The sequence below is a fragment of the Polaromonas sp. P4_F4 genome, from assembly GCF_056401355.1.
In genome coordinates, this window is sequence record NZ_JBFUJO010000001.1 from 372,892 (window position 1) to 397,962 (window position 25,071).

24 protein-coding genes are annotated in these 25,071 nt (G+C 62.8%); 9 read left to right on the forward strand and 15 right to left on the reverse strand.

Features of this window, described 5'->3' with window-relative positions; all coding sequences use genetic code 11:
- Window positions 1–42: 42 nt before the first annotated feature.
- The 6 genes from speB to AC1DUR_RS01800 all read right to left on the reverse strand — a co-directional run bounded on the left by speB (window position 43) and on the right by AC1DUR_RS01800 (window position 6,184).
- The gene (speB, locus tag AC1DUR_RS01775) at window positions 43–1,104 is read right to left on the reverse strand and encodes an agmatinase (protein WP_477717226.1); all 1,062 of its coding nucleotides are present in this window, start codon (window positions 1,102–1,104) and stop codon (window positions 43–45) included.
- Between the two features lie 57 nt (window positions 1,105–1,161).
- A complete protein-coding gene (lhpI, locus tag AC1DUR_RS01780) occupies window positions 1,162–2,160 on the reverse strand; it encodes a bifunctional Delta(1)-pyrroline-2-carboxylate/Delta(1)-piperideine-2-carboxylate reductase (RefSeq protein WP_477717069.1) in 999 nt (332 codons plus the stop codon).
- Window positions 2,161–2,174: 14 nt separating this feature from the next.
- Complete coding sequence (locus AC1DUR_RS01785; RefSeq protein WP_477717070.1) at window positions 2,175–3,233, reverse strand: ABC transporter ATP-binding protein; 1,059 nt, start codon at window positions 3,231–3,233, stop codon at window positions 2,175–2,177.
- Window positions 3,234–3,274: 41 nt separating this feature from the next.
- Complete coding sequence (locus AC1DUR_RS01790; RefSeq protein ID WP_477717071.1) at window positions 3,275–4,078, reverse strand: ABC transporter permease; 804 nt, start codon at window positions 4,076–4,078, stop codon at window positions 3,275–3,277.
- Window positions 4,079–4,170: 92 nt separating this feature from the next.
- Window positions 4,171–5,028 (reverse strand): ABC transporter permease, encoded by an 858-nt coding sequence (locus AC1DUR_RS01795; protein ID WP_477717072.1) that lies wholly within the window; start codon window positions 5,026–5,028, stop codon window positions 4,171–4,173.
- A 64-nt stretch (window positions 5,029–5,092) separates the two neighbouring features.
- Complete coding sequence (locus tag AC1DUR_RS01800; protein ID WP_477717073.1) at window positions 5,093–6,184, reverse strand: ABC transporter substrate-binding protein; 1,092 nt, start codon at window positions 6,182–6,184, stop codon at window positions 5,093–5,095.
- A 154-nt stretch (window positions 6,185–6,338) separates the two neighbouring features.
- Here AC1DUR_RS01800 and AC1DUR_RS01805 point away from each other — a divergent pair, with 154 nt between their 5' ends.
- The 4 genes from AC1DUR_RS01805 (at window position 6,339) to hpnE (ending at window position 10,417) form a co-directional block, all read left to right on the forward strand.
- Complete coding sequence (locus AC1DUR_RS01805; protein WP_477717074.1) at window positions 6,339–7,196, forward strand: LysR substrate-binding domain-containing protein; 858 nt, start codon at window positions 6,339–6,341, stop codon at window positions 7,194–7,196.
- 101 nt (window positions 7,197–7,297) lie between these two features.
- On the forward strand, window positions 7,298–8,131 hold the full coding sequence (hpnC, locus tag AC1DUR_RS01810; protein ID WP_477717075.1) for a squalene synthase HpnC: 834 nt from the start codon (window positions 7,298–7,300) through the stop codon (window positions 8,129–8,131).
- A gap of 142 nt (window positions 8,132–8,273) precedes the next feature.
- Window positions 8,274–9,116, forward strand: a complete 843-nt coding sequence (hpnD, locus tag AC1DUR_RS01815; RefSeq protein ID WP_477717076.1) for a presqualene diphosphate synthase HpnD — start codon at window positions 8,274–8,276, stop codon at window positions 9,114–9,116.
- Window positions 9,117–9,136: 20 nt separating this feature from the next.
- Window positions 9,137–10,417 carry a hydroxysqualene dehydroxylase HpnE gene (gene hpnE / locus AC1DUR_RS01820; protein WP_477721091.1) on the forward strand — a complete coding sequence of 427 codons (1,281 nt, stop codon included), beginning with the start codon at window positions 9,137–9,139 and terminating at the stop codon, window positions 10,415–10,417.
- 99 nt (window positions 10,418–10,516) lie between these two features.
- Here the strand turns inward: hpnE and AC1DUR_RS01825 are convergent, their stop codons facing one another.
- Both AC1DUR_RS01825 and AC1DUR_RS01830 read right to left on the reverse strand, forming a co-directional pair.
- The gene (locus AC1DUR_RS01825) at window positions 10,517–11,182 is read right to left on the reverse strand and encodes a glutathione S-transferase family protein (protein ID WP_477717078.1); all 666 of its coding nucleotides are present in this window, start codon (window positions 11,180–11,182) and stop codon (window positions 10,517–10,519) included.
- A 30-nt stretch (window positions 11,183–11,212) separates the two neighbouring features.
- Entirely contained in the window at window positions 11,213–11,908 is a 696-nt protein-coding gene (locus AC1DUR_RS01830) for an HAD family hydrolase (protein ID WP_477717079.1), read from the reverse strand.
- A 49-nt stretch (window positions 11,909–11,957) separates the two neighbouring features.
- Between AC1DUR_RS01830 and hemH the strand changes: the two genes are divergently transcribed.
- Complete coding sequence (gene hemH / locus AC1DUR_RS01835) at window positions 11,958–13,061, forward strand: ferrochelatase (protein WP_477717080.1); 1,104 nt, start codon at window positions 11,958–11,960, stop codon at window positions 13,059–13,061.
- Between the two features lie 24 nt (window positions 13,062–13,085).
- Here hemH and AC1DUR_RS01840 read toward each other — a convergent pair whose 3' ends face one another.
- The 5 genes from AC1DUR_RS01840 to AC1DUR_RS01860 form a co-directional block, all read right to left on the reverse strand.
- Window positions 13,086–13,850 carry an MHYT domain-containing protein gene (locus tag AC1DUR_RS01840; protein ID WP_477717081.1) on the reverse strand — a complete coding sequence of 255 codons (765 nt, stop codon included), beginning with the start codon at window positions 13,848–13,850 and terminating at the stop codon, window positions 13,086–13,088.
- 461 nt (window positions 13,851–14,311) lie between these two features.
- Window positions 14,312–15,337: a Bug family tripartite tricarboxylate transporter substrate binding protein gene (locus tag AC1DUR_RS01845; protein ID WP_477717082.1), complete on the reverse strand. Its 1,026-nt coding sequence runs from the start codon at window positions 15,335–15,337 to the stop codon at window positions 14,312–14,314.
- Between the two features lie 49 nt (window positions 15,338–15,386).
- Window positions 15,387–16,892, reverse strand: a complete 1,506-nt coding sequence (locus tag AC1DUR_RS01850; protein ID WP_477717083.1) for a tripartite tricarboxylate transporter permease — start codon at window positions 16,890–16,892, stop codon at window positions 15,387–15,389.
- 1 nt (window position 16,893) lies between these two features.
- Window positions 16,894–17,448: a tripartite tricarboxylate transporter TctB family protein gene (locus tag AC1DUR_RS01855; protein WP_477717084.1), complete on the reverse strand. Its 555-nt coding sequence runs from the start codon at window positions 17,446–17,448 to the stop codon at window positions 16,894–16,896.
- A 91-nt stretch (window positions 17,449–17,539) separates the two neighbouring features.
- Entirely contained in the window at window positions 17,540–18,499 is a 960-nt protein-coding gene (locus AC1DUR_RS01860; protein ID WP_477717085.1) for a tripartite tricarboxylate transporter substrate binding protein, read from the reverse strand.
- 111 nt (window positions 18,500–18,610) lie between these two features.
- Here AC1DUR_RS01860 and AC1DUR_RS01865 point away from each other — a divergent pair, with 111 nt between their 5' ends.
- The 3 genes from AC1DUR_RS01865 (at window position 18,611) to AC1DUR_RS01875 (ending at window position 21,402) form a co-directional block, all read left to right on the forward strand.
- Entirely contained in the window at window positions 18,611–19,291 is a 681-nt protein-coding gene (locus AC1DUR_RS01865; RefSeq protein ID WP_477717086.1) for a response regulator, read from the forward strand.
- A gap of 167 nt (window positions 19,292–19,458) precedes the next feature.
- Window positions 19,459–20,847, forward strand: a complete 1,389-nt coding sequence (locus AC1DUR_RS01870) for a sensor histidine kinase (protein WP_477717087.1) — start codon at window positions 19,459–19,461, stop codon at window positions 20,845–20,847.
- A gap of 141 nt (window positions 20,848–20,988) precedes the next feature.
- Window positions 20,989–21,402 carry an RNA-binding S4 domain-containing protein gene (locus AC1DUR_RS01875; protein WP_477717088.1) on the forward strand — a complete coding sequence of 138 codons (414 nt, stop codon included), beginning with the start codon at window positions 20,989–20,991 and terminating at the stop codon, window positions 21,400–21,402.
- A 221-nt stretch (window positions 21,403–21,623) separates the two neighbouring features.
- On the opposite strand, the gene AC1DUR_RS01880 is transcribed toward AC1DUR_RS01875, so the two are convergent.
- Window positions 21,624–22,610 (reverse strand): Bug family tripartite tricarboxylate transporter substrate binding protein, encoded by a 987-nt coding sequence (locus tag AC1DUR_RS01880; RefSeq protein WP_477717089.1) that lies wholly within the window; start codon window positions 22,608–22,610, stop codon window positions 21,624–21,626.
- Window positions 22,611–22,649: 39 nt separating this feature from the next.
- Entirely contained in the window at window positions 22,650–24,005 is a 1,356-nt protein-coding gene (locus tag AC1DUR_RS01885; protein ID WP_477717227.1) for an FAD-dependent oxidoreductase, read from the reverse strand.
- A gap of 137 nt (window positions 24,006–24,142) precedes the next feature.
- Here AC1DUR_RS01885 and AC1DUR_RS01890 point away from each other — a divergent pair, with 137 nt between their 5' ends.
- On the forward strand, window positions 24,143–25,069 hold the full coding sequence (locus AC1DUR_RS01890; RefSeq protein ID WP_477717090.1) for a LysR substrate-binding domain-containing protein: 927 nt from the start codon (window positions 24,143–24,145) through the stop codon (window positions 25,067–25,069).
- Window positions 25,070–25,071: the final 2 nt, after the last annotated feature.

Consider the following 25,071-nt stretch of genomic DNA (forward strand, 5'->3'; position numbering starts at 1 on the left):
GTAAGGTGAAAATAAAAAAACAGAGGGAATGATTCCCGCCGGTTATCGGTTCGCCATGGCCGGCGACAACGCAACCAGGCACAGTATCTCGAATAACATCTGCGCGCCCACCAGAGCCGTGTTGCCGGAGGGGTCATTCTGTGGGGCGACCTCCATCACGTCGCCGCCGACGATATTCAGGCCCGCCAGGCCGCGCAGCAAGGTGAGCACTTCGCGCGGGCTCAGGCCACCGACCTCGGGCGTGCCCGTGCCCGGCGCATACGCGGGGTCCAGGCTGTCCACGTCAAACGTCACATAGGTCGGGCCGTCGCCCACCACTTCGCGGGTGCGCCGGATCACGGCTTCCACCCCCATTTTCGAGAACTCTTCAGCATGGATGACGGTCATGCCGGAGTCAAACGAAAACTCCCACAAATACTCGGCCCCGCCCCGAATGCCGATCTGGACGCAGCGGCGCGGATCCAGCACGCCCGCCAGCACGGCCTCCCGGAAGGGGCCGCCGTGGTGAAATTTGGAACCCTCGTAGGTTCCGGCGGTGTCGCAGTGGGCATCAATATGCACCATGCCCACCGGCCGGTCGCGTCCCACCGCTTTCAGGATGGAGCCCGTGATCGAATGGTCACCGCCCACAGCCAGCGGAATCACACCCGCTTTCACAACCTGGTTGAAGCAGGCCTCGATGTCGGCATGGCATTCGTCCAGGCTGAAACGGCTGCGCATGGGCACATCGCCCATGTCGGCCATCTTCAGGCGGGTCACCGGCGCCAGGCCCAGCGCATGCTCGTAAGGTCCGATACGCTCCACATTGCGCACGGCGCGCGGCCCCAGGCGGGCCCCGGCGCGGTTGGTCACGCCCAGGTCCATCGGCACGCCGATCAAGGCCACATCCAGGCCCGCCAGATTCGGCTCAGGCTGGGCCAGGCCATCCGCGCGGTAAGGGGCATCGAGAAATGTGGGGACGTCGGCAAACGGCCACTTGCGGCGGTCCGAGCTGCTGAAGATCTGTTCAGCGACGGCCTTGAATGCCGGGTCAAACATGTCGGCGCCCGAAGCGCCGGCATAACGGGCCCGCAATCTGGCCAAATGTTCTGCGTTGGTAGTCATGGAATGCATGGAATGGTTCATGTTGGAAAAAATCGGGAGGCTGGCAGCTGCCGCCGCTCACGCCTGCGGCGCCGCGCTGCCGCGCGACAGCCGATCCAGGCACAGCCGCGCAGCGGCAAGGTCTTCCAGTGCCGCTCCGACGGATTTGAAGACAGTGATATCGGTGTCGCGGCGCGCAATGGGTGCGCCCGCCCGGCACAGGTCAGCCAGCTCGCCCCGAATACGGTTGCGCGCCAAGGCACCGGACGCCAACGCCTGGATCAAGTCGCCCGCCTCCGCCAAGCCGCCCGCGGTGGTGTCGCACCAGACTGAAGTGGCGCGTATGAACACTTGGTCATCTGCCTCGCGCATCTGCGGCGTGAAGGCGCCAACCAGGTCCACATGCGTGCCTGGACGCAGCCACTCACCGTGCAACAGCGAGGTTTTCGACAGCGTGGCGCAGCTGATGATGTCGGCCTGGGCGCAAGCCTCTTCCAGCGCGGTGACAGGTTCTGCCTTCACGCCTTGCGCCCGCAAGGCGTCCGCACTCTCCTGCGCCTTGGCTGGCGACCTGCCCCACACCAGCACGCGCTCAATCGGTCGCACCTGGGCATGGGCCAGGGGCAGGTACTGCGACAGCCGCCCTGTCCCGACCATCAGCAGCGTGCGGCTGTCGGGGCGCGAGAGAAACCGGCTGGCCAGGGCCGAGGCCGCCGCCGTGCGACGCGCCGTCAGCTCGCCAGCGTCCAGCACCGCCTGCGGACGGCCGCTGGCGCCCTCCATCAACACGTAAAGCCCGTGAATGGATGGCAGATCCAGCGTATGGTTATCCGGATAGACCGCCACGAGCTTGACCCCCACCCCTAAACCGGGGCTCCAGGCCGGCATGGACAGCAACACCGGTGTGCTGGCGCTGCCCATGCCTTCCATGTGGTAATGCCCCCGCGTGGGCGTGCTCAGGTCGGTGGCGGCAAAGGCGCTGTGCAGGGCCCGCAGCAGCTCCGGCCAGGGTAAATGGCGGGCCACACTCGCGGCATCAATAAAAACCGGGGAAATCGTGGATGGAGAATTTTCCATGGCGCCCTCCCCGCTCAAGCAGCGAACACCGAACAGCGTTCGGCATCAATCAACACATTCACACGCTGCCCGCAGCGCGCGCTTTGAAACTGGGCATCGCCGCCGTGGCAGCGCAGGCGCTCATCGCCACAGCGCAGGATCAGTTCCGACTTGGCACCGAGGTCGCGCAGGAAATCAATCTCCCCTGAAATGCTGTTGGGCCGCGCCGGTGCATCGGCATGGGTCGGCTCGAACCTGAGGTCTTCGGAGCGCACGGCCAGCGTCACGGCGCTGCCGGCCGGCAAACTGGTGGGAAGCGCCAGGGCGCTGCCCAGCACCTCGATCACGCCCGGGCTGCGCACCATGCCGGGCAGCAGGTTGGCGGCCCCGAGGAACTCGGCCACGAACGCATTGGCCGGTTTGCGGTACACCTGCGAGGGCGTATCGCATTGCTGGACGCGCCCGCCCTTGAGCACGACCAGGCGATCCGACAGCATCATGGCTTCGTGCTGGTCGTGCGTCACCACGATGGTGGTCACGCCGAACTGCTGCTGCAGTTGCCTGAGCTCGATCTGCATGCTGTCGCGCAGCTGGGCGTCCAGGGCCGACAACGGCTCGTCCAGCAAAAACAGCTTGGGCGGAACGGCCAGCGCACGCGCAATGGCCACGCGCTGGCGCTGCCCGCCGGAGAGTGCCGACACCGGGCGATCCGCAATTGCCGGAAGTTGCACCATGTGCAGCAGTTCTTCCACGCGGCTGGCGCGCTGCGCCGTGGCGACTCCCTTGAGCTTCATGCCGTAGGCAATGTTTTCGGCCACCGTCATGTGCGGGAACAGCGCCAGCGACTGAAACACCATGCCAAAGCCGCGCAGATGCGGAGCCACATGGCTGATCTCCTGGCCGTCCAGCAGCAGCTGGCCGCTGCTGGCACTCTCGAAGCCGGAAATGATGCGCAGCAGCGTGGTCTTGCCGCAACCCGAGGGGCCGAGCAAACATACAAATTCCCCGCGGGCGATGGTCAGGTCAACATCGCTGAGGACGTTCGCCGTGCCGAAGCGTTTGCTGACGCCCCGGAGTTCCAGATGCTTGTCCATATGCAACAGTCTTTCGTTAATCAGGTTCTTGGGGGCAGCGCTCAAAACAGGCTGCCCTTGCCGGCCACGAGCTTGTCGACCCAGGCGATCAGCGCCACGTCCAGCGCAATGATCAGGGTCGAAATGGCCAGCGTGGTGGGATCCAGCGACGAGACGGTGCGGCTGTACATCCAGATCGGCAGCGTGCGCACGTCGATCGTGTACATGAAGAAAGTCACCGTGAACTCGTTGAAGGAAATGATGAAGGCGAAGATCAGCCCGGCCATGATTCCCGGCTTCATCAGCGGCACGACGACATGCAGGATGGCGCGCAAAGGCGAGGCCCCCAGCGACATGGCGGCTTCTTCCAGGTCCAGCCCCACGCCATTCATGGCACTCAGGCAATTGCGTAAAACAAAAGGCAGCGCCAGCGTGATGTGCGGAATGGCCAGGCGAAACAGGCCCAGGTCCACGCCGGTCTCGCGGCTGAGTGCTTCGGTCATGAGCAGGTAGGCCACGCCCAGCACCACCAGCGGAAACACGATGGGCAGGGTGAACAGCAGTTCGGCCAGATGGCGCCAGCGCCCCTGGCTGCGCACCACGGCATAAGACAGCGGCACACAGACACTGACGCTGGCCAGCATGGTGATGAGGCCCACGATCAGGCTGCTGGTCATGGCGCTGAAGGCCGACATCGTGCCCTCGCTCTTGTCGCCAAACAGCACATCGAAGGCAGCGCCGTACCAGCGCAGCGACAGGGACTGCGGCGGAAAATCCAGGTTGGTGCCGCCCGAAAACGACATGATCAGGATGATCACCACCGGCAACGCCGCGATGAGCAGGCCCAGCCCGGCCAGGGTGCCCATGACCCAGCCAAACGATCCGCGGCCGGCACGGGAAGTGGTTGAGGACGCAGCTGGAGAAGTCACTGAAGGGGTAATTGAAGTTGCCGTTGCCATCATCGTGCTCCCTGCCATTGGGTGGTGCGTGTGGACAGCCAGGTGGCGGCCATCAGGGTTGCCAGCGTGATGGCGATGAGGGTGACGCCCGCCGCCGCCGCACCTGCCCAGTCAAACATCGGTGAAATCATGTCGCGGATGGCCACGCCCATGGTCTGGACACGGCGGCCGCCGAGCAGCAGCGGCACGGCGAAAGCGCTGGCGTTGAAGGCAAACACAATCGAGGCCGCACCGATCAGCCCGGGCTTGAGCAGCGGCAGCGTGATGTCGCGAAACGAGCGCCAGGGCGCAGCGCCCAGGCTGGCACTGGCCTCCAGGTATTGCGCCGAGATGGCCCGCATCGAGCCGAGGATGGGAAACACGGCCAGCGGCAAGGCGGTTTGCACCAGGCCCACCAGCACACCGATCTCATTGAACAGCAGCTGCACCGGGCGGTCCAGCACACCCAGCTTAAGCAATACGCCATTGATGATGCCGTTGGGCCCCAGCACCATGATCCAGCCATAGGACTGAATCAGCAGGTTCAAAATCATGGGCAGCAGGATGAGACTGGTGACCACGCGTCGCCAGATGGGCTGGGTAATCGCCGCCATCAGCATGGCCACGGGCACCGCCAGCACCAGGCAGATGACCGTGCTCAGCGCCGCCAGCTTGAGCGTCAGAACGACCGAGCGAAGAAAAAACGGGTCGAGCAGGCCCAGGTAACGCTCCAGGCTGAAACCGTCAATAGACTGCGTGTCCGCCGAAAAGGAAAAGCGGAGCACGAAGACAACAGCCAGCAGAAAGGGCAGCAAGAGCACGATGGCCGGCAGGGCCAGCAGGGCCAGCCGGAGGCGGCCAGAATTCAGAGTGGACATGGTCAAAACTTTCCTGACGACCGGGCCGCGGGAAGCGGTCCGGCCGTTTATCAACTGCAGACGATCAGGAGAAGGTCTGCGTGTAGCGCTTGATCCAGCTGTCGCGTACCGAGGCAATCACCGCCTTGTCGTGAATCACCGCCGTGGAGCCGAGCTGCTCGGGCTTGATGATGAAGGGGCTCTTTTGCGCCTCGGGTGAGAGCACGGCCTTGAGGTTGACCGGCCCGTTGAGCACGTCCTCGGCCATTTTTCCCTGCACAACGGGATCCAGCGAATGGTTGATGAAGGCATGGATCAGCGACGATTCGCCGGGGTGGGCCTTGGGCATGATGGTGTACATCAGGTCGGCAAAAAAACCTTCCTTCAGGTTGTACGTGGCGCCCAGGCCGGAGTTGGGATCCTTGAGTTCCTTGGCAAAGAAGGCCGGGGCGTACACCGCACCAATGTCCAGCGAGTTGGAGCGAAACAGTTCGGCGATTTGCGTCGGGTTCTCGCCGAAGGTCAGCACCCGGTCCTTGAGCTCGGCCAGCTTCTTGAAACCACCTTCCACATTGGTCGCGCTGCCGCCGGTCAGCTTGGCTGCGGCCACGATGGTGTCCAGCGAATCCGTCCAGGTCGCCGGCGGCAAAAACACCCGCTTGGCATATTTGGGGTTCCACATTTCCTCGTAGCTGGTCGGTGCCGCCTTGAAGGTGCGAGTGTTGTACAGCATGCCACCGGTCCACAGCAGATAGCCAATGCCGTGGCCATCGGCACCGGTGCGAAAACGCGCGTCCACGCTCTGGAGGTTGGGTAACTGGTTCAGGTCGGGCTTTTCCAGCAGGCCTGCATTGGCCAGGGTGACGGCGCCGACACCTGCCAGCGTGATCACATCGTATTGCGGGCGATTTCCGCCCGCCTTGAGTTTGGCCACCATCTCGGACGTGCTGCCCGTGCGGTCGGCAATGACCTTGGCACCCGTTTGGGCTTCAAAGGTTTGCGCGATGTTGCGTAGCACCGCCAGGCCCGTATCGTCCGACCAGGTCAGGATACGCAGGGTTTTCCCTGAGAACTTGCGATTTTGGGCGAGCGCATTGAGTGCCGGAAAGCCCAGCGCTGTCGAGGCCAGCGCAGCGCCTGCCTTGACCAAGGTGCGCCGTTGGATATCGTGTGTCATATCGGTTTCTCCTGTGTGGGTGTACATATAAGAATAATTTGTTGACTTGCTGAATACCCGTTTCGCAGCCCTCAAAAAATCTCAAAGTCATCGTAATGGCTCTGCTAAAGTAGCGATAGTCACAAAATTGTCGCGTACCTATCAATAAAACTGAATGCAAGACTTGGACCCGCACCTGTTGCGTGCATTCTTGTCGGTGATTGACGTCGGCACCGTCAATGGCGCAGCTGCCGCACTGCATCGCACCCAGGCGGCTGTCAGCATGCAGATCCGGCGCCTGGAAGATATTGCGGGTGCCCCGCTGTTCGAACGCTCGCCCAAGGGCCTGACGGCCAACGCCGAGGGGCGGGTCTTGGAGCCCTATGCGCGTGAAATCCTGACCCTCAATGAAGAAGCCCGGCAACGCATCAGCGGCCAGCGCATGGAAGGCCGCGTCAAGCTGGGGGTGGTGGAAGACTTCGCCGCAACGCGACTGATTGAGATTTTGAAGTCCTTTCGCGACCAGAACCCCAAGGTGCATCTGGACCTGATCATCGCGGGCAACCGGCAGCTGGCCGCGCTGTTTGAGCAGGACAAACTCGATTTGCTGATCTGCGACACCCAGGAGGTGGCACACAAGCCCCTGGTCGAATGGCCCGAGCAACTGCTGTGGGTGGTGCGCTCCGACCTGACGCTGCCGCCGGACGATGCCTTGCCGGTGGTTCTGTTCACCGACGCCTGCCCCTGGCGCACCCGGGTCATGGAGTCGCTGGCCGACGCCCAGTTGCGCTGGAGCATGGTGTGCGAGGCCTCCACGCTGGTGGCCATGGCTACCGCTGTGCAGGTGGGCATCGGCATCGGGCCCATGATTTCAGCCACCATTCCGCCCGGCTGCCGCGTGCTCGCGGCAACGCCTGAATTCCCGAACCCGATTCAAATCGGGATTGGCCTGTATGCCCGCACCGGGGCCTCGGAGGAAGCGACTTACCTCGCCGATTTCATGACCCGCATGCCAGGCAGGCTGGCGGTTTGACGGGCATGCCAGTGACATCAAGACCTTTGCCGCAAGACCCGGCCGGCACGGACGCGCCCACAACCTCCCCGGTCGCTTCCCCAACCAGGACCACGACCTCTATGACCACGCGCAAGGCGGGCGTTGACCATTACGAGAACTTCCCGGTCGCCTCTGTCCTGTGCCCGCCGCACCTGCGACCCGCCATCGCCGCCATCTACTGGTTCGCCCGCACCGCAGACGACATCGCCGACGAGGGTGACGCCCTGCCCCAGACCCGTCTGGACGACCTGGCCGCCTACCACGCCGATCTCATGGCGACCGCTGCTGGCCTCTCGCCCTCCCCGCGCTGGGCCGCCGTGTTTGACCCGCTGGGCCCCGTGATCACGCAATTTGCCCTGCCGGTGCATTTGCTGGCCGATCTGCTCAGCGCCTTTGAGCAGGACGTGGTGAAACAGCGCTACGCCAGTCAGGCCGAACTGCTCGACTACTGCAACCGTTCAGCCAACCCAGTGGGCCGTTTGCTGCTGCACCTGTATGGTGTGCACGACGGCGACTCGCTGCAGATGAGTGACAACATCTGCAGCGCCCTGCAACTCATCAACTTCTGGCAGGACCTGAGCGTGGACATTCCACGCGGACGCATCTACCTGCCGGCCGATGCCTGGGCGCGCCATGGCGTCGATGAAGCGCAACTACTGGCTTTGGACAGCAACCCAGCCACTACTAAATTAATAGCTGACTGCGTCCAATCCGCAAGGGCTGCCATGCTCAAAGGCTCCCCGCTGGTGAAAAGGATACCAGGGCGCGGCGGCTGGGAGCTGCGGCTGGTGGTGCAAGGCGGCCTGCGCATCCTGGACAAAATCGAAGCGCTGGGCTTCAACACGCTGCAGCAACGCCCCAAGCTCGGGCCCTGGGATGTGGCGGTGATGGGCTGGCGTGCTTTATGGATGTAGGCACGACACTCACAGGCGGCCCATAACAGGAACCAAGCATTTTTCCGACGGGCCGCCCCTAGAAAAAATAGCCCCCTCGGGGGGCAGCGCATTACACAAAGTGAAAAGCGTGGGGGTCATTTCCACGTGCAACAATCGCCGCATGAATCCCGAGCAGTATGTCCAGCAAAAAGCCGCCGCATCCGGTAGCAGTTTCTATTACGCCTTCCTGTTTTTACCCCCCGAGCGGCGTGCCGCCATCACCGCGTTTTACGCTTTCTGCCGCGAAATAGACGATGTGGTCGATGAAGTGACCGACCCCGGCGTGGCGCAAACCAAGCTGGCCTGGTGGCAGGCCGAGGTGGCCAAGTCGTATGCCGGCAATCCGACGCATCCGGTCATGCAGGCGCTGATGCCCCTGGCCGGGAGCTACGGCATTGAAGCGCGCCATTTACAGGCGGTCATCGAGGGCTGCCAGATGGACCTGGAGCAAAACCGCTACCTCGACTTCCCCGGCCTCATGCAGTATTGCCACCTGGTGGCGGGCATCGTGGGCGAGGTAGCCGCGCGCATTTTTGGCCAGACGGACGAAGCCACCACCACCTACGCACACAAGCTGGGCCTGGCGTTCCAGCTCACCAATATCATTCGCGATGTGGGTGAAGATGCGATGCGCGGCCGCATCTACCTGCCCATCAACGAGCTGCAGCAGTTTGATGTGAAGGCGCACGAAATCCTGAAACGCCAGTATTCCGAGCGCTTTACCGCGCTCATGCAGTTCCAGACCCAGCGCGCACTGGCGCTGTATGACGAGGCGCTGGCCCTGCTGCCCCCGGCTGACCGCCGGGCCCAGAAGCCCGGCCTCATGATGGCCAGCATTTACCGCACGCTGCTGCGCGAGATCGCCGCCGACGGCTATCAGGTGCTGCACCAGCGGGTCAGCCTCACACCCTTGCGAAAATTCTGGCTGGCCTGGAAAACGCAGGCCTTTGGGCGGGTGGTTTAACACGTGTGGTTGGTGGGAACATGAGAGTCGCCGTCGTGGGTGCCGGGTGGGCGGGCTGCGCCGCAGCCGTCGAGGCCACGCGCCTGGGTTATCAGGTCACCCTTTTTGAAGCGTCCCGCACCGCTGGCGGGCGGGCCCGCCGCTTGGGCGGCACGGTGGCGGGCCGGTCTGTCCCGCTCGACAATGGCCAGCACATCCTGATCGGCGCCTATGCCGAAACCCTGCGCCTGATGGAAGACCTGGGCGTTGACGTGAATGCTGCCATGCTGCGTCTGCCCTTGAGCATGCGCTTCCCCAATGGCAGCGGCCTGCAGTTGCCCCGGTGGCCGGCGCCGCTGGATGCGCTCGCCGGCATCCTCGTGGCCCGTGGCTGGTCATGGGCGGACAAGCTGTCGCTGCTTAAGGTGGCGCTGGGCTGGAAACTCAAGGGATTTCAGTGCGATCCGGGCCAGTCGGTGACCGATATATGCCAGGGCCTGACACCAGGCGCCATGGCTTCGCTGATCGAGCCTTTGTGCGTGTCGGCGCTGAACACGCCGGCGCAATGCGCCAGTGGCCAGGTGTTCCTGCGCGTGATCCGTGATGCGCTGTTTCTGCAGAGCGGCGGCTCCAACCTGCTCTTGCCCCGCAAGGACCTGAGCGCCCTGCTGCCGGATGCCACGCTGGCCTGGCTCCATGAGCAGGGCAGCCCCGCACAGCTGGGCGCTCGTGTGCTCACCATCGCCCCTCTCGGTTCAAGCTGGGTCGTGACCACCGATAGCAGCGTCGCCTTTGATTGCGTGGTGCTTGCCTGCCCGCCCCACGAGGCAGCGCGCCTTGTCGAAGGCAGTGGCGTGCCGGCTGACGAATGGCTCATGCAGACGCGCGGCTTGCAGCACGAGGCCCTCACCACCGTTTATGCCCACGCGTCCGATGCACGCCTGGCCCAGCCCATGCTGGCGCTGCCTTCAAGTGCCAGGGAGCCGGCCCAATTCGTGTTCGACCGCGGACAACTCGGCGGCCCCGCGGGCTTGCYGGCGTTCGTGATCAGTGCCAGTTCGGGCGACAACGCCACACTGACGCAGCAGGTGCTGGCGCAAGCCGCGCGGCAGTTGGGGCTGAATTCGCTGAACCCGCTGCAGCCGGTGCAGACCATTGTGGAAAAGCGTGCGACCTTTGCCTGCACCCCCGGCGTACAGCGGCCCGGCGCCGCCGTCGCTCCGGGCCTGATGGCGTGTGGGGACTACATTGCCGGGCCGTATCCAGCCACCCTGGAAGGTGCCGTGCGCTCCGGCCTGGAGGTGGCCAGGCGCCTGCATTGAACAATCCCGATCAATCCTGGCTAATCCCGGCTAATCCTGATGAATCCCGACGCTATTGCTACCCATTAAATAGCAATAAGGCCCCCCGGATCATCGAGGTCATGCACCTTGTGCCATGGCCCTGACGGCCTTATAAGCGGGGCGCGCCAGACAGGCGCGCAGCCATTGAGCCGTGCGCGGGCACTGCGCCATCAATTCGATGGCACTCTGCGCCCATGTCAGCACGGAAGCCACACAGATATCGGCCACGGTAAAACGCTCGCCGGCCAGATAACTGCGCGTTTGCAAATGCTGCTCCAGCACGCCCAGCGGACCGGCCAGCCGCCGCTCGGCTTCATCGGCCAGTTGCGGCTTGCGCCGTTCTGCCGGCATCAGCACCCGGTGCATCAGGATGGTCAGCGCATCCTTTTCGCACTCGGTCACCACCCAGAAGCTCCAGCGCAAAATCTCGGCCAGCTCGGCATGGCTCCGCGCCGCCAGCATGGGGGTGTTGACATCATTTTGTGCCGCCAGCGATCGCGCGCCAGGGGGCTTGAACCGCTCGGCCAGGTACAGCGCGCACGCCATGGACTCCCAGACCAGCACACCGTCATCATCCACCACGGGAATGCGGCCATTCGGGTTGATCGCCAGAAATTCCGGCGTGCGCGTGGCACCGCTCAGATAAGGCAGGGGAATGTGTTCATAGGCCAGGCCCAGCTCCTGGGCCACCCACAGCGGCCGTGCCGCACGCGAGGCTGCTGTGCCGTAGATTTTGAGGGTCATGTCAATCAGCTCCAGGACAGCCCGTCCCCTTCATTGAGGAAAAAGGTCACACAATTCGGTGAGCGAGGCCACCGTTTCATGGGGTTCACCTGTGTGCGTCCATAAATGCTCTGTCCGGTTTACCCACACCGTCTGCATGCCGCAGTTAAGGGCCCCCAGCACATCCAGCGTGGCGTCGTCACCCACATGCAGCACATGAGCAGGCTCCACCTCGACGGACCCCGCAGCCGCGTGAAAAATCCGGGGATCAGGCTTGCCCACGCCAAACTGCTGGGCACTGATGCTGGTGCGGAAATAGTTGCCGATACCAATGCGCTGAATATCCGCATTGCCGTTGGACAGGGCCACCAGCGGAAAGCGGCTGGACAAAAATTCGAGGGCCAGCAAGGCATCTTCAAACAGCGTGACCCGGTTGCGCTCGGCATAAAAAACCGCGAACGCATCTTCAGCCAGCAGGGGATTTTCCCGGGAGCGATAGAGCGCCAGCCGGATAGCCTCGCGCCGGATGGCACTCAGGTTGTGCTTGAGTTCGGGACGCGAACGCATCACGTGCTCACGAATCTCATGCCGAGCCGCGGGATTGGCAAACAGCGCAGCGGTCATGGGCGCATGCTGGCTGAGCCAGTCGTCAAGCACCTTTTCGGCCCGTTCAATGGCGGGCCAGATCGGCCACAGGGTATCGTCGAGGTCCAGCGAGATGGCTTTGATGATGGTCAGGTCAAGCATAGGTAAGTTCATGGATACGGTGTTGCGCCACCCCGCACTAGAATAACCCATGTCTTTTGCCTCAGAGCCGTCCTTCGTTCATGGCAAGCCACCGGCTGCATCCTCCACCACCGCCATCCTGCTCTGCAACCTCGGTACACCCGATGCACCCACCGCACCCGCGCTGCGCCGCTACCTCGCCGAATTTTTAAGCGACCCGCGCGTGGTCGAAATCCCCAGGCCTGTCTGGTGGCTGATCCTGCACGGCATCATCCTGCGCCTGCGCCCCAAAAAATCCGCCGCCAAATACGCCAGCATCTGGACGCCGGAGGGCTCACCGCTGAAGGTCTGGACGCAAAAGCAGGCCCTGATGCTGCGTGGCTACCTGGCGACGCGCGGGCACACCGTGGAGGTGCGTTACGCCATGCGTTACGGCAACCCATCGATTGCCTCGCAGCTGGACCAGCTCAAGGCGGACGGCGCCACCCGCATCCTCATCCTGCCGGCCTATCCGCAGTACAGCGGCACCACGACCGCCAGCGTGTTCGACGCGGTTTACAGCTGGGCCGCGCGGATACGCCGGATTCCCGAGTTTCGCTTCGTCAACAACTACCACGATGACCCCGGCTACATCAACGCGCTGGCCGACCGGATTCGCACGCACTGGCGGCACTATGGCCAGGCCGGGCAACTGGTCATGAGCTTTCACGGCGTGCCCGAGCGCACGCTCACGCTGGGTGACCCTTACCACTGCGAATGCCACAAGACAGCGCGCCTACTGGCCGAGAAGCTGGGGCTGGGAAAGGACCGCTACAAGGTCACCTTCCAGTCACGCTTTGGCAAGGCCAAATGGCTGGAACCCTATACCGAACCCACGCTGATCAAGATGGCGCAGGCCGGTGTCCAGCGGGTCGATGTGGTGTGCCCGGGTTTTACCGGCGACTGTCTGGAAACCCTGGAAGAAATCGCAATGGAAGCGCGCCACGCCTTTTTACAGGCGGGCGGCAAGGAGTTTTACTACATCGAGTGCCTGAACGACAGCCCCGTGTGGATGGCTGCGCTGGCAGAGTTCAGCGCGCAGCAACTGGCGGGCTGGCCAACCGGGACACCAACGGAGGCCGAAGCCCTGCACCGTTCACGCGAACGGGCAGTGGCCCTGGGCGCGCCACGCTAGTGCGGCATTACATGCCCGGATTTTTCAGCCCTGTTTAAGTGGCTTTCTCACAGGCTCGACCAGTCGTCCCATCAAATTCCAGAGCAGCACCACCAGCACCAACCCGACGGTGCCAAAAACCAGCGAAGGCAGCAAGCTGCCGCCAATGGTCCAGCCCGGTGATGCCTTGCTGGCAACACACACAAAATCCGCAGCGGCCATGCCGGTGTAGTGCATGGCGCACACCGCCAGGCCCATGATCAAGGCAGCCACAAAACGGTAGCTCGCCTTGCGGATATTGAACGCAATCCAGAGAGCCGCCGCCGCCGCACAGATGGCGATCACGACACTGCCGGCCACCATCGACCAGTTGAACACCATCTCAGCGCGCAAATGCATGGCATACATGCCGCCGTAATGCATCACGCAAACTCCCAACCCTGCCAGCACGCTTCCCGCCAACCAGCCCCCGATGCTGAACTGGCTTCTGCCGCCTGCCAGCCGCAGTGCGATGCCGGAAATAAGCACGGCCGCCAGCAACGACGCGAAGGTCAGCGTGCCGTCATAAACTACGGTCATGGGCAAGCGGTAGCCCAGCATGCCGATGAAGTGCATGGACCAGATACCGACGCCGCCCAAAGACACCGCGGCACCGATCACCATGTCGTTGTCAATGGACCCATCGCTACGGCGAATATGCCCTGCGTGGTAAAGCGCCATCAAGGACCCCATCACCGCCACGACGTAAGACCCCAGCACATACATCAGGTTGTATTGCGCGGGCAAGATATCGCCAGGATTGAAAGCCATATTTCCTCCTCGAAATTTAACATCACCAGTTTTATAGGCACCAGCTTGCAAGCTCGTTTTGATGCATCAAACCGCATCCGCGGGCCCCGCGTGATGCTATCAGTGAGCACATGGCGCGTCACAGGTGGATGGGTGTTGTTTCAGGGAAATAGTGACAATTTCGAGGGCATGAAATTCGCTTGACAACCTGCACCCGCGAACTTTTGTGCGGTGCAAGCCAGACAAATTCAAGCATGTTGTCAAAAATATTATGCTTTTTACTTACATGCCTAATGATTTTCGACGCTTATGCAAAAGTGACTGCTTGGCCACGCTGATTAAATTTTTGTGGCGAGTGCGCCATGATTTTTGAAGACGCGGCAAAAAGCTTTACGACAACGACTTTTAGCCGACAGACCGCATCAGTGGGTCGCTGGATGAAGCAGACGCTTTCCATGCGCAGGTGGCCCCGCGCAGATATCTCAGGCTTTCAGCTTGAGCAAATGCACCATCACACGCGAAGTCGTCAAGTCAAAGTCGATAAAGCTGCCAAAGGCGGGGCCGGCAAGCCAGGAGGACTCCCAGTGGTTCTGTTTCAGGGTTTTCAGCCACGAGTCATGCAAGGTGGCGGCCTTCACAGCTTCAATCATCTCTGCCTGGCGTGCGGCCGTCACGCCCTGTCCGGTGAACACACCCCGCCAGTTGGCCATGTCCACACCCACTCCCTGCTCGCGAATCGCGGGAATACCAAACACCGAGCGTTTGGACGACACCCCAATGGCGCGCAATTTCCCGCTGGCCAGCTGTTCACTGAATTCGCTGAAGCCTGAAATGCCGGCCACCGCCTTGCCACTCAGCACCGCCTGCACCACCTCGGTACCCCCCGCAAATGGCAGGTAGACGAGTTCCTCCGGTTTGCTCTGCGAGCCCCGCATGAACACGCCGGCAAACACATGGTCCACGCCGCCGGCCGAGCCACCGGCAATCGGCACTTCTTTGGGGTTGGCGCGTATACGCGCCGCCAGGTCGCTCGCTGTGCGAATCGGGGAATTGGCGTCCACGACCACCACCAGGTAGTCACTGGTCAGCCGGGCAATGGGCTGGATGCGGGTCATGTCCACAGCGGGCTTCTGCAGCGCCACCGCCCCGACCATCACCATGCCCCCCATCAGCAGGGTGTTGGGGTCGTTGCTGTACTTTTCAGCGTAATGGGCCAGGCCAATCGTGCCGCCCTTGCCACCCTTGTTTTCATACTCGATCTCGTCCGTTGCACCCGCGCCCAGCAGCGCCGTACCGAGGGCGCGGCCGGTCTGGTCCCAGCCTCCGCCGGCGTTGGCCGGGATGACGATGCGCAGCTTGGGCGCCAATTTGACCACCCTGCCCTTGGTGGAAGCCGCTCCCGCGCTGGCCGCGCCGGGTTTGGGCGATTGGGCCCAGAGCGACCCCGTGCCGCCCAGTGCGGCAATGGCCAGTCCACCCAAAGCCGCGCGTCGTTGAATTTTCAGCATGTTTTGCTCCAGTGATCCAGTGAACTTGATGGCTTTCTCAACGCAAAAATCATATCGCCGCCTTGCGCATCGACCAGAACTTTGCCAGCCGCGGCAGTACCAGCACGGCCACGATGATCACGATGAGGGTGATCGACATGGGGCGCTGGAAAAACACCACCGCGCTGCCCTCGCCGATGGACATGGCATTGCGCAACTGCGCTTCCGCCAGTGGCCCGAGGATCATGCCAACGACCACCGGTGCGGTCGGAAAGTCAAAGCGGCGCATCAACACACCCAGCACGCCGATGCCATACAGCAGGAACAGGTCAAACGCACTTTGGCGCATGCCATAAGCTCCCACCGTTGCAAAGATCAGGATGCCGGCATACAGCTGCGGCTTGGGAATCTTGAGCAGCTTGACCCAGAACCCGACCATCGGCAGGTTCAGCACCAGCAGCATCACGTTGCCAATGTAGAGGGAGGCGATCAGCGCCCACACCAGAGCCGCCGAGGTGGTGAACAGCTGCGGGCCGGGCTGGATGCCGTAGTTCTGGAAAGCGCCCAACAGGATGGCCGTGGTATTGGAGGTGGGAATGCCGAGCGTCAGCAGCGGAATCAGCGCGGCAGTCACGGTGGCATTGTTGGCGGCCTCGGGTCCAGCCACACCTTCAATGGCGCCAGTGCTGCCAAACTCCGCCCTGTCCTTCGGGTCCTTGGCCAGCTTTTTTTCCATCGCATAGCTCAGGAACGTGGGTATCTCGGTCCCGCCGGCCGGAATGCAGCCGAACGGCGTACCAATGGCCGTGCCGCGCAGCCAGGCCGGGATCGAACGCTTCCAGTCGCGCGCCGTCATGTGCACGCGGCTCAGCCGGTTCTGCTCCTCCACGACCCGGCCCTCGTACAGCACGGCGTACAGCACTTCCGCCACGGCGAACAGCCCAACCGCCACCAGCACGATTTCAATGCCGTCCAGAAACTCGGGAATGCCGCCGGTGTAGCGGCTCTGGCCTGAAATCTGGTCGAGACCGACACAACCCGCAGCCAGGCCGATGAACAGCGCCGTAATGCCGCGCAGCGTGCTCTTGCCGAGCACCGCGCTCACGGTGGTAAAGGCCAGCAGCATCAGCAGAAAATATTCCGGTGGGCCGAGCTTGACCGCGAAGTCCGCCACAAAGGGTGCGAACAGCGTGACGATGACGGTGGCGATGGTGCCGGCGACAAAGGAGCCTATGGCGGCCGTGGCAAGCGCAGCACCCGCACGGCCGCTCTTGGCCATCTTGTTGCCCTCCATGGCCGTGACCATGCTCGCCGTTTCACCGGGCGTGTTCAGCAGGATGGAGGTGGTGGAGCCGCCGTACATGGCTCCGTAATAAATACCCGAGAAGAAAATCATCGAAGCCGTGACATCGACCTTGGCGGTGATGGGCAACAGCATGGCCACAGCCACGGCCGGGCCGATGCCAGGCAGTACGCCGACGGCTGTGCCCAGGGCACAGCCCACCAGGCACCAGAGAAGATTGGCAGGGGTAATCGCGAGCGCGAAGCCATGCATCAATGCGTTGAAGATATCCATGTCAGAGCCACCCGGTTGCTGTCAGGCCCGGCAGGTTGATGGCCAGGAATTGCGTGAACATCCAGAACACTGGCGCTGAAATGAGCAGACCGGTCACGATGTCGATGACCCAGGTGCGCGCCGCGCCCGACGGCTGACCGCTGGCGCGCCGCAGGCCCTGCACCGCCAGCAGGTAGCACAGCGTGCAGCTCAGGATGAAGCCGATCGTGGTGAGCAGCGCCGCATTGAGCAGCAAGCCGGCGGAGACCCAGACAAAGCCTGGCCAGTAAGCTCGCGGGGCACCGGCGGGAAGATCCAGCTCACGAAAGCCCCCGGTGCGCGCTTCCCAGATGATCCACCCGCCGCAGACGGTGAGCATGATAGACACCAGCCACGGCAGAAAATTCGGTCCGACACCACCGTAACCTGCCACAGAAGAAATACTGATGGCGCCGAAGGCCAGCGCCAGCCCGGTGAGCAGCACACCGGCACCCACCAGGGTTTGCGGCCAGACGGCCTCGGCGGCTCGCGCGGCCTGATCGGATGGCCCGTCGGCCAAGGCATCTAAAGTTGTCATTGTTACGGTTCTCCAACACGTCGAACTAAATATGAAAACGGCACGCCGCCTGGGTCAGGCGACGCGCCGTGGGAAGGTGGAGGCCGCAGCCTCAGACCATGCCGGACTTGACCATGGTGGCACGCAGGCTGGCAAAGTCGTCATCGACGAACTTGTCAAAGGCCGGGCCCGTCAGCACTGCGGGGGTCCAGTTGTTCTTCTCAGAAGCCTCGATCCAGCTCTTGGACTTGACGGCCTTGAGAATCATCTCGGTGAGCACCTTGCGCTGCTCGGCCGAAATGCCGGGGGCGCCATAAACGCCGCGCCAGTTGCCGATCACCACGTTCACGCCCTGCTCCTTGAGCGTGGGCACATTGACGCCCTTCAGGCGCGTTTCGGAGGTGACCGCCAGCGCCCTCATCTTGCCGGAATTGATGTACTCCGAGAATTCGCTGTAGCCGCTGCCGCCTATGGTCACATTGCCGCCCAGAATGGCAGCCGTGGCCTCTCCGCCTCCGCGGAAAGCCACGTAATTGATTTTGGAAGGGTCCACGCCCGCTTCACGCGCAATCATGGCCGCCGCAATGTGCTCGGTGGAGCCGCGCGAGCCGCCGCCCCATTTCACGCTGCCGGGGTCTTTCTTGAGCTGTTCAATGACGTCTTTCATCGATTTGAACGGCGAGTTGGCGGGCAGCACAAACACGTTGTATTCGCTGGTCAAGCGAGCGATCGGTGTGGCCTGCGACAGGCTGACCGGCGGCTTGCCGGTTATCAGGCCACCCAGCATCACGGCGCCCATGACCATCATTGCATTGCCATCGCCCTTGCTGCCGTTGACAAACTGGGCCAGGCCCAGCGCGCCGGCGGCGCCGCCCTTGTTTTCGTAGGTCACGGTCGCTGCTGCACCGGAATCCATCAAGGCCTTGCCCAGGGCACGGCCGGTGGTGTCCCAGCCGCCGCCGGGATTGGCCGGAATCATCATTTTCACGTTGGTTGCAGCCAAGGCCGGCATGGGCAAGGCCCCCGCTGCGGCCAGCGCGGCCATGGATTTCAAAAAGGTATCGCGACGCATGGATTGTCTCCTTGGATGGGTAGTAACCTCGCCATCATGCGCCTCCTTCCTGTCAAACGGCTGTCCGGAAGCATTGGGGAAAGTGCTAATGTCCTGCCCATGATGCCAACCATGAAATTGCTGCTGATCGAGGACGATGCCTCCATGCAGACCGCCCTGCAGCGCGCGCTGAGCCGGCGCGGCATCGAGGTCGCGGGCTGTACCGACGGCCGGCAGGCGATCGCTCAATGGACCACCGTGCAGCCCGACGTGGTCGTGCTCGACCTCAGCCTGCCGGGGATGGACGGCCTGCAGGTGCTGGAACAGGCACGCCGGCAGGGGCTGGCCACACCCGTGCTCATCCTGACGGCCCGCGGCACCGTGGGTGACCGCATCATCGGCCTGAATACGGGTGCGGACGACTACCTGCCCAAACCGTTTGACCTGGACGAGCTGGAAGCCCGCCTGCGCGCCCTCAGCCGCAGGCGCCCTGCTTCGGGCACTGAATCAGGCCCTGCCCCACAATTCGTGGGCAATCTTCGCTATGAAAAAGACAGCGGTGCGATTTACTATCGCGACCAGGTCCTGGAGCTCACCCCGCGCGAACTGGCCTTGCTGCAGACCCTGATCGTCAAGCCCGGCCATGCGGTGTCCAAGGAACGGTTATTTGAACTGGTGTTTCCGGGCGAAGCCGATGTGCAGTACGAAGCGGTGGAAGTGGTGGTCTACCGCCTGCGCAAGAAACTCGCCCATACCGGCGTCACGCTGGTCACCCTGCGCGGCCTGGGTTATTTGCTGAAGGTGGATGCGTGAGTACCGGCGAGCCAACCCCTTCCGACAGCAGCACAAGGCAAGGCGCGGCAACGCTGGGGGCGCCGCATTTCGGCGCCGGGCCGCCCCAAGCCGAAATAGCCCCCTCGGGGGGCAGCGAAGCACACGCAGTGGCGAGCGTGGGGGCTACATCCTCAAGCGCGGGGGCCATGTCCCTGCGTCGGTATCTGCTGATGGGCATCCTGCTGCCTGTCGGCCTGCTGGTGGTGGTCAACACCGTAAGCCTTTACCAGCAGGCGCTGGCTGCCGTCAACACAGCCTACGACCGTACCCTGCTGGCATCTGCCAAATCGATTGGCGAGCAGCTTGATGTGTCGGGTTACGACGAGCATTCCGAGTTGCGCGTGACGGTGCCCTATGCAGCGCTTGAAGCGTTCGAGGCCGACAACCAGAGCCGCCTCTTTTACCGCGTATCCAGCCTGAAAGGCGAAATGGTTTCGGGCTTTGCACAGCTTCCCTTCTGGCGAGGCCGCATCCCGCCCAGGCCGCCCTACTCCGCGCTGGTGGATTTTTATGACGACGTTTTTCTGGAAGAGCCTGTGCGTGTGGCGGTGCTGCTTCAGCCGGTGGCGAGCCCCACGGGGCGCGCCATGGCCGTCATCCAGGTGGCGGAAACACTGGAGTTGCGCAAGACGCTGGCCCGCAAGATCCTGATCGATACGCTCTGGCGACAGGCCGTGCTGCTGGCCGTGATTGCCCTGGTGGCGGTGATCGTGGTGCAGCGCGCCACCCGGCCGGTGCGCCGGCTCAGCGCCCAATTGCAGGCCCGGCGCGAAGGCGACCTGACAGCCATCGCCGCGCCCGATGCGCCGCGCGAACTGCAACCGCTGGTCGACGCCACCAACGAGGTGATGGGCCGCCTGCAACACCTGCTGGAACACCAGAAACGCTTTGTGCGCGACGCGGCGCACCAGTTGCGCACGCCGCTGGCCGTGCTCAAGGTGCAGGTGCAGTCCGCGTTGCGCGGCGACATCGATGCACGCGAAGCCCTGGGCGAAATCAACCAGACAGTGGACCGCGCCACCACGCTGGCCAACCAGATGCTGGCGCTGGCCAAGGTCGAGCAGTTGCGCCAGCAGGCCGACCTGCAGGTCATCGACCTGGCGCAGGTCGTGCGTTCAGTGGCGCTGGACATTTCCCCCCTGATTGCCGAAAAAGACATCGACTTTGAAATCGAGACAGTCCCCGCCCCCATCCTGTCGCATGAGTGGATGCTGGGCGAGCTGTCACGCAACCTGCTGCACAACGCCATCAAGCACACGCCGGCCGGCGGCACGCTGGCGGTGCGCATCGTGCGCGATGCCGTGTATGTCGCCCTGACCATCAGCGACGGCGGCCCCGGCATTTCAGCCGAGCTGTCGACGCGCCTGTACCAGCCTTTTTCAGCAGGCAATGTGCGCCACGGCTCCGGGCTGGGCCTGGCCATTTGCCGGGAAATCACCGAGGCGCTGGGCGGCACCATCTCCCTGGAAAATCGCGTGGTGCATGGCCAGGTGACGGGGCTGGATGCCACGGTTCGACTGCCGCTGGCCGCGTAGGCGCCCAACGCTTCGGTCCATGGAAGACACGGACCCAACGGGTTTTCCCGGTTTAGACGATCCAATGGGCGACCCCATGGAAAACCCGGAGTTGAATTTGAACCCTTGAAAACCGGTCGACCTGATCCAAAATGCCTATCGATGGACAAATTACGCATCGACAAGTGGTTGTGGGCCGCGCGTTTCTACAAAACCCGCTCCCTGGCGGTTGAAGAAATCGACAAGGGCCGCGTTCGCATCAACGACCAGGAAGCCAAGCCTGCCCGAGAGGTCAAGGTGGGCGATACCCTGAGCTTGCGGCAAGGCCCGGTCATGCGCACGCTGGTGGTACGCGGCATCAGCAGCCAGCGCGGCCCGGCGCCGGTGGCGCAACAGCTGTATGAAGAAACCGCGGAAAGTCAGGCGCTGCGGACGCAGGCGGCCGAAGAGCGCCGCCTGAACAGCGACCCGGCCAGCACCCTGGAACACGGCCGCCCCACCAAACGCGACCGCCGCGAGATGGACAAGACCCGTGACAAGGCCTGGAACAGCCGCTGGAGCGCGTCGACGGATTAACCGCGCGGCGCTTGTCTGCTACTTTTTTAATAGCTGCTTGCGTCCGCCCTGATTGGGCCGAAAGCCGGTTTTATTCACTATTCAGGTTTTTTTCAAGCTATTCAGGCTGCGCGTAAGACGCAAACCAATATGCCGATGAATCGAACGCCCCGTCGCATCCACCGCCACGGTGACCGGGACCGGGACCGGGACCGGGAAATCCTTGCGCTCAAATCTGGCAACTACTCCAGCTTGATCCCCCGCGCAGAAATGATGCCGTTCATGATGCTGGCCTCTTCTTTAACCCGGCTCTTCAGACCCTCCGGTGAAGTTCCCACGGCTTGCCAGCCTTGGTTGAACAGCTTTTGCCGTGTGTCGGCATTGCGGATGATATTGGGCACTTCGGCATTCAGCCGGTCCTGCGCTGCTTTGGAGAGACTGGCCGGTCCGACCAGCGCGGTCCACACTTCCAGGTTGAAATCGCGCACACCGGCATCGGCCAAGGGGGCCACTTCTGGCACCAGGGCGCTGCGCCCGCTGGTGAGGCCTATGGCTTTGAGCTTGCCTGCTTTGACTTGCGGCATGGCAATGCCTGGCGGCACCAAGGCCATCTGAATCTGGCCCCCCAGCAGCGCCGTGATGACGGCAGGGTTGCCCTGAAAGGGCACATGCATGGGCGTCAGGCCCTTGGTCTTCGATTTGAGTAACTCCATGCCCAAATGCGCCACCGAGCCGTTGCCGACCGAGCCGTAGCTCCACCGGTCGCCGTTTTGGCTGGCTGCAGCCATAAAGGCAGCACCGTCGGGCACGCTGGTGGGGGCCACCAGCAGCAAGGGCGCGGTTGCCAGCAGCGAGATGTAGCTGAAATCCCTGGCCGGGTCATACGGCAGCTTCGGATAGAGCATCTTGGCGGAGGTCAGGTTGCCGTTGATCACCACGCCCAGCGTGTGGTCGTCCGTGGCCTTGGCCACCTGGTCGGCGGCGATATTGCCCGACGCGCCAGCCTTGTTCTCCACGATCACGGGCTGCCCGAGTACTTTGGAGAGTGCTTCAGCCAAGGTGCGCGCCGCAATATCAGGGGTGGAACCGCCGGGAAAACCCACCAGAATGCGCACTGGTTTGGTCGGCCATGGCGGCACGACAGGGGCATTGGCTTGCGCTTGTGCCAGCGGGGCCATGGCGATCAGGGTGGCGGCCAATGCCGCGATGTTCAGACTGCGTTTTTTCATGAAAGTCTCCAGTTGATTTATGGATCGGGAATGCGGTGCTCAGGACTTGTCTCGCCCCAGGTAAGCACCATCGGCCTCCAGCCTGGCTTGCAGGGTTTTCACATTCAAATCACGGGGACGCACATTCGCCTGGATCGCCAGCGCAGCGGCCGTGCCCGCAGCCTGGCCCATCACAAAGCAACCACCCGAGACCCGTGCGGCGGATTGGCCCATGTGCGTCATGGAAGCACAACGGCCCGCCACCAGCAGGTTGTCCACCTGAAGCGGCAACAGCATGCGGTACGGCAGGTGGTTAAAGCCACGGCAGTTGGGAATGTCTTGCCATTTGAAGGCGATGTTGCCCGCCACATGCTCTTCAATCATCCAGCCGTTGACACCCACGGTGTCGTCAAAGCTGGCGCATTGCAGCACGTCGCTTTCATTCAGCTGGTATTGGCCCACCATACGGCGCGTTTCACGCACGCCCACCTGGGGGGCGATTTCCAGGATGTAGGACTGCTCGAAGCCCGGCGCGGATTCACGCAGAAACTGAAAGAAATCCACAATTTGCCTGCGCCCCTGCACCTCGGCATCGCTCAGTTGTGCGGCATTGGTGCCGTCCACCGGGCTGCCATCGGCATTGGCCAGTTGCGTCACGTTGGCGCGCCACTCGGCAGGGTTCTTTTGCGGGCGGATGATGGGGCTTTTGCGAGGGAACTCGCGGCCCAGCTTTTCGGCCTCGTCCATCAGATGGCCAAAGTGATTCCAGGCGTCGCCAGCCCGTACCGGGTCCACGCCGTTCACGCGGAACATGGTGGAGGGGTACATCATGTCGTGGCCCTGACCGTTCGGCCCCTTGCCTTTCTCGAACGGCGCACCGGCATGGGTCGCCAGGTCGCCATCGCCCGAGCAGTCAATAAAGGTTTTGGCTACCACGGCGTAGCGGCCTGATTTGGTCTCGATCAGCACCGCACCAATTTCGTTGGGCTTGTTCATGATGACCCCGACCGCCTGGGCGTGGAACAACAGCTGGGCGCCGCTGGCCAGCACCAGGGCATCGGCCGCGACCTTGAAGGCTGCGTTGTCATAGGCCTGGGCGGCAATCCTGTTGCCAAAGATGACATGCGGCTCGTTCAGGCCACCCAAGGCGCGCATGCGGGCCAACAAGTCGCCCGCCACGCCATGCACCACTTGCTCAATGGTGCCGTGCACATTGGCATGCAGGCCGCAAAAATTGGTCACCCCGGCCGCCGTACCCATGCCGCCCAGGAAGCCATAAGCCTCGATCAGCAAGGTGGATTGTCCGGTTTGTGCCGCAGCGGTCGCAGCTGCAATGCCTGCCGGGCCGCCCCCCAGCACCACCACGTCATAGCTACCCCAAACCGGGGTTTGGCGGCTGGGTTCCATCAAGGTCATTGGCTTGGCTGTGGTCTGCATGTTTTGGTCTCCTGCCCGGTCGGGCATTTATTGCTGAGGCTTTGATCCTAGTTTCGATAGAATTTGAGAACAATAGATCAAGATAAGAACAGTGAATTTTCTAATCGAGAATAATCATGGATACTCTGGCCAATCTCAAAGCCTTCCTGGCGGTGTCACGCACGGGTAGCTTTGTCGGCGCTGCGCGCGAGTTGAAGGTGGCCCCCTCGGTCGTCACCAAGCGCATCAGCCAGATCGAGTGGCGCCTGAAAAGCCCGCTGTTCGAGCGCAGCACACGTCGCGTCAGCCTGACGCCGACAGGCCAGCGCTACCTGCCCACGGTGCAACGCCTGCTGGCCGACGTGGATGACCTGTTCAGCGAGGTGCAAGGTTCGGCCCACAGCCTTCAAGGCAGTATTCGGCTGAAAGTGCCGAGCACGGTTGCAGCCGTGTTGATTGGTCCCTTGCTCGATGCTTTTGCGCAGCAGTTCCCGCTGATTCGTCTGGAAGTTATTGCGCTGGACCGCGCCGTCAATCCGATAGACGAGGGCTTTGACATGGCCCTCACCCTGATGCCCTACGCCTTTGGTGGTGTGGTCGATGTGCCGCTATGTGCCATGCCACGCATCCTCTGTGCTTCACCCCCTTATCTGACGCGCAAAGGCATTCCTGCGCATCCGCGTGAGCTGGCGCAGCATGACACGCTGAATTTTTTGCCCACCGGCAACACCTGGGAGTTTGGCAGCGGCACCGGCCCGTTGCGGGTGGAGTTAGAGCCCCGTCTCAGTACCAACGAGGCGCAACTGTTGCTGTCTGCCGCCCTCGCAGGCAATGGCATTGCGATTCTGGGGGCCTACCTTGCCGCCCCGGCACTGCGTACCGTGGCCTTGGTGCCGGTATTAAGTGACTACCCGATAACGGACCTGTGGCTCAAGGCCCTGGTGCCGGAAAGCCGCATTCAGGTTGCCAGGGTGCAGGCTTTGCTGCGCTGGCTGCAAACCAAGCTGTCAGCCGGGCAGCCTGAAGAACACCTGCCGCGCCATGAAACCCGGATCACACCATGACC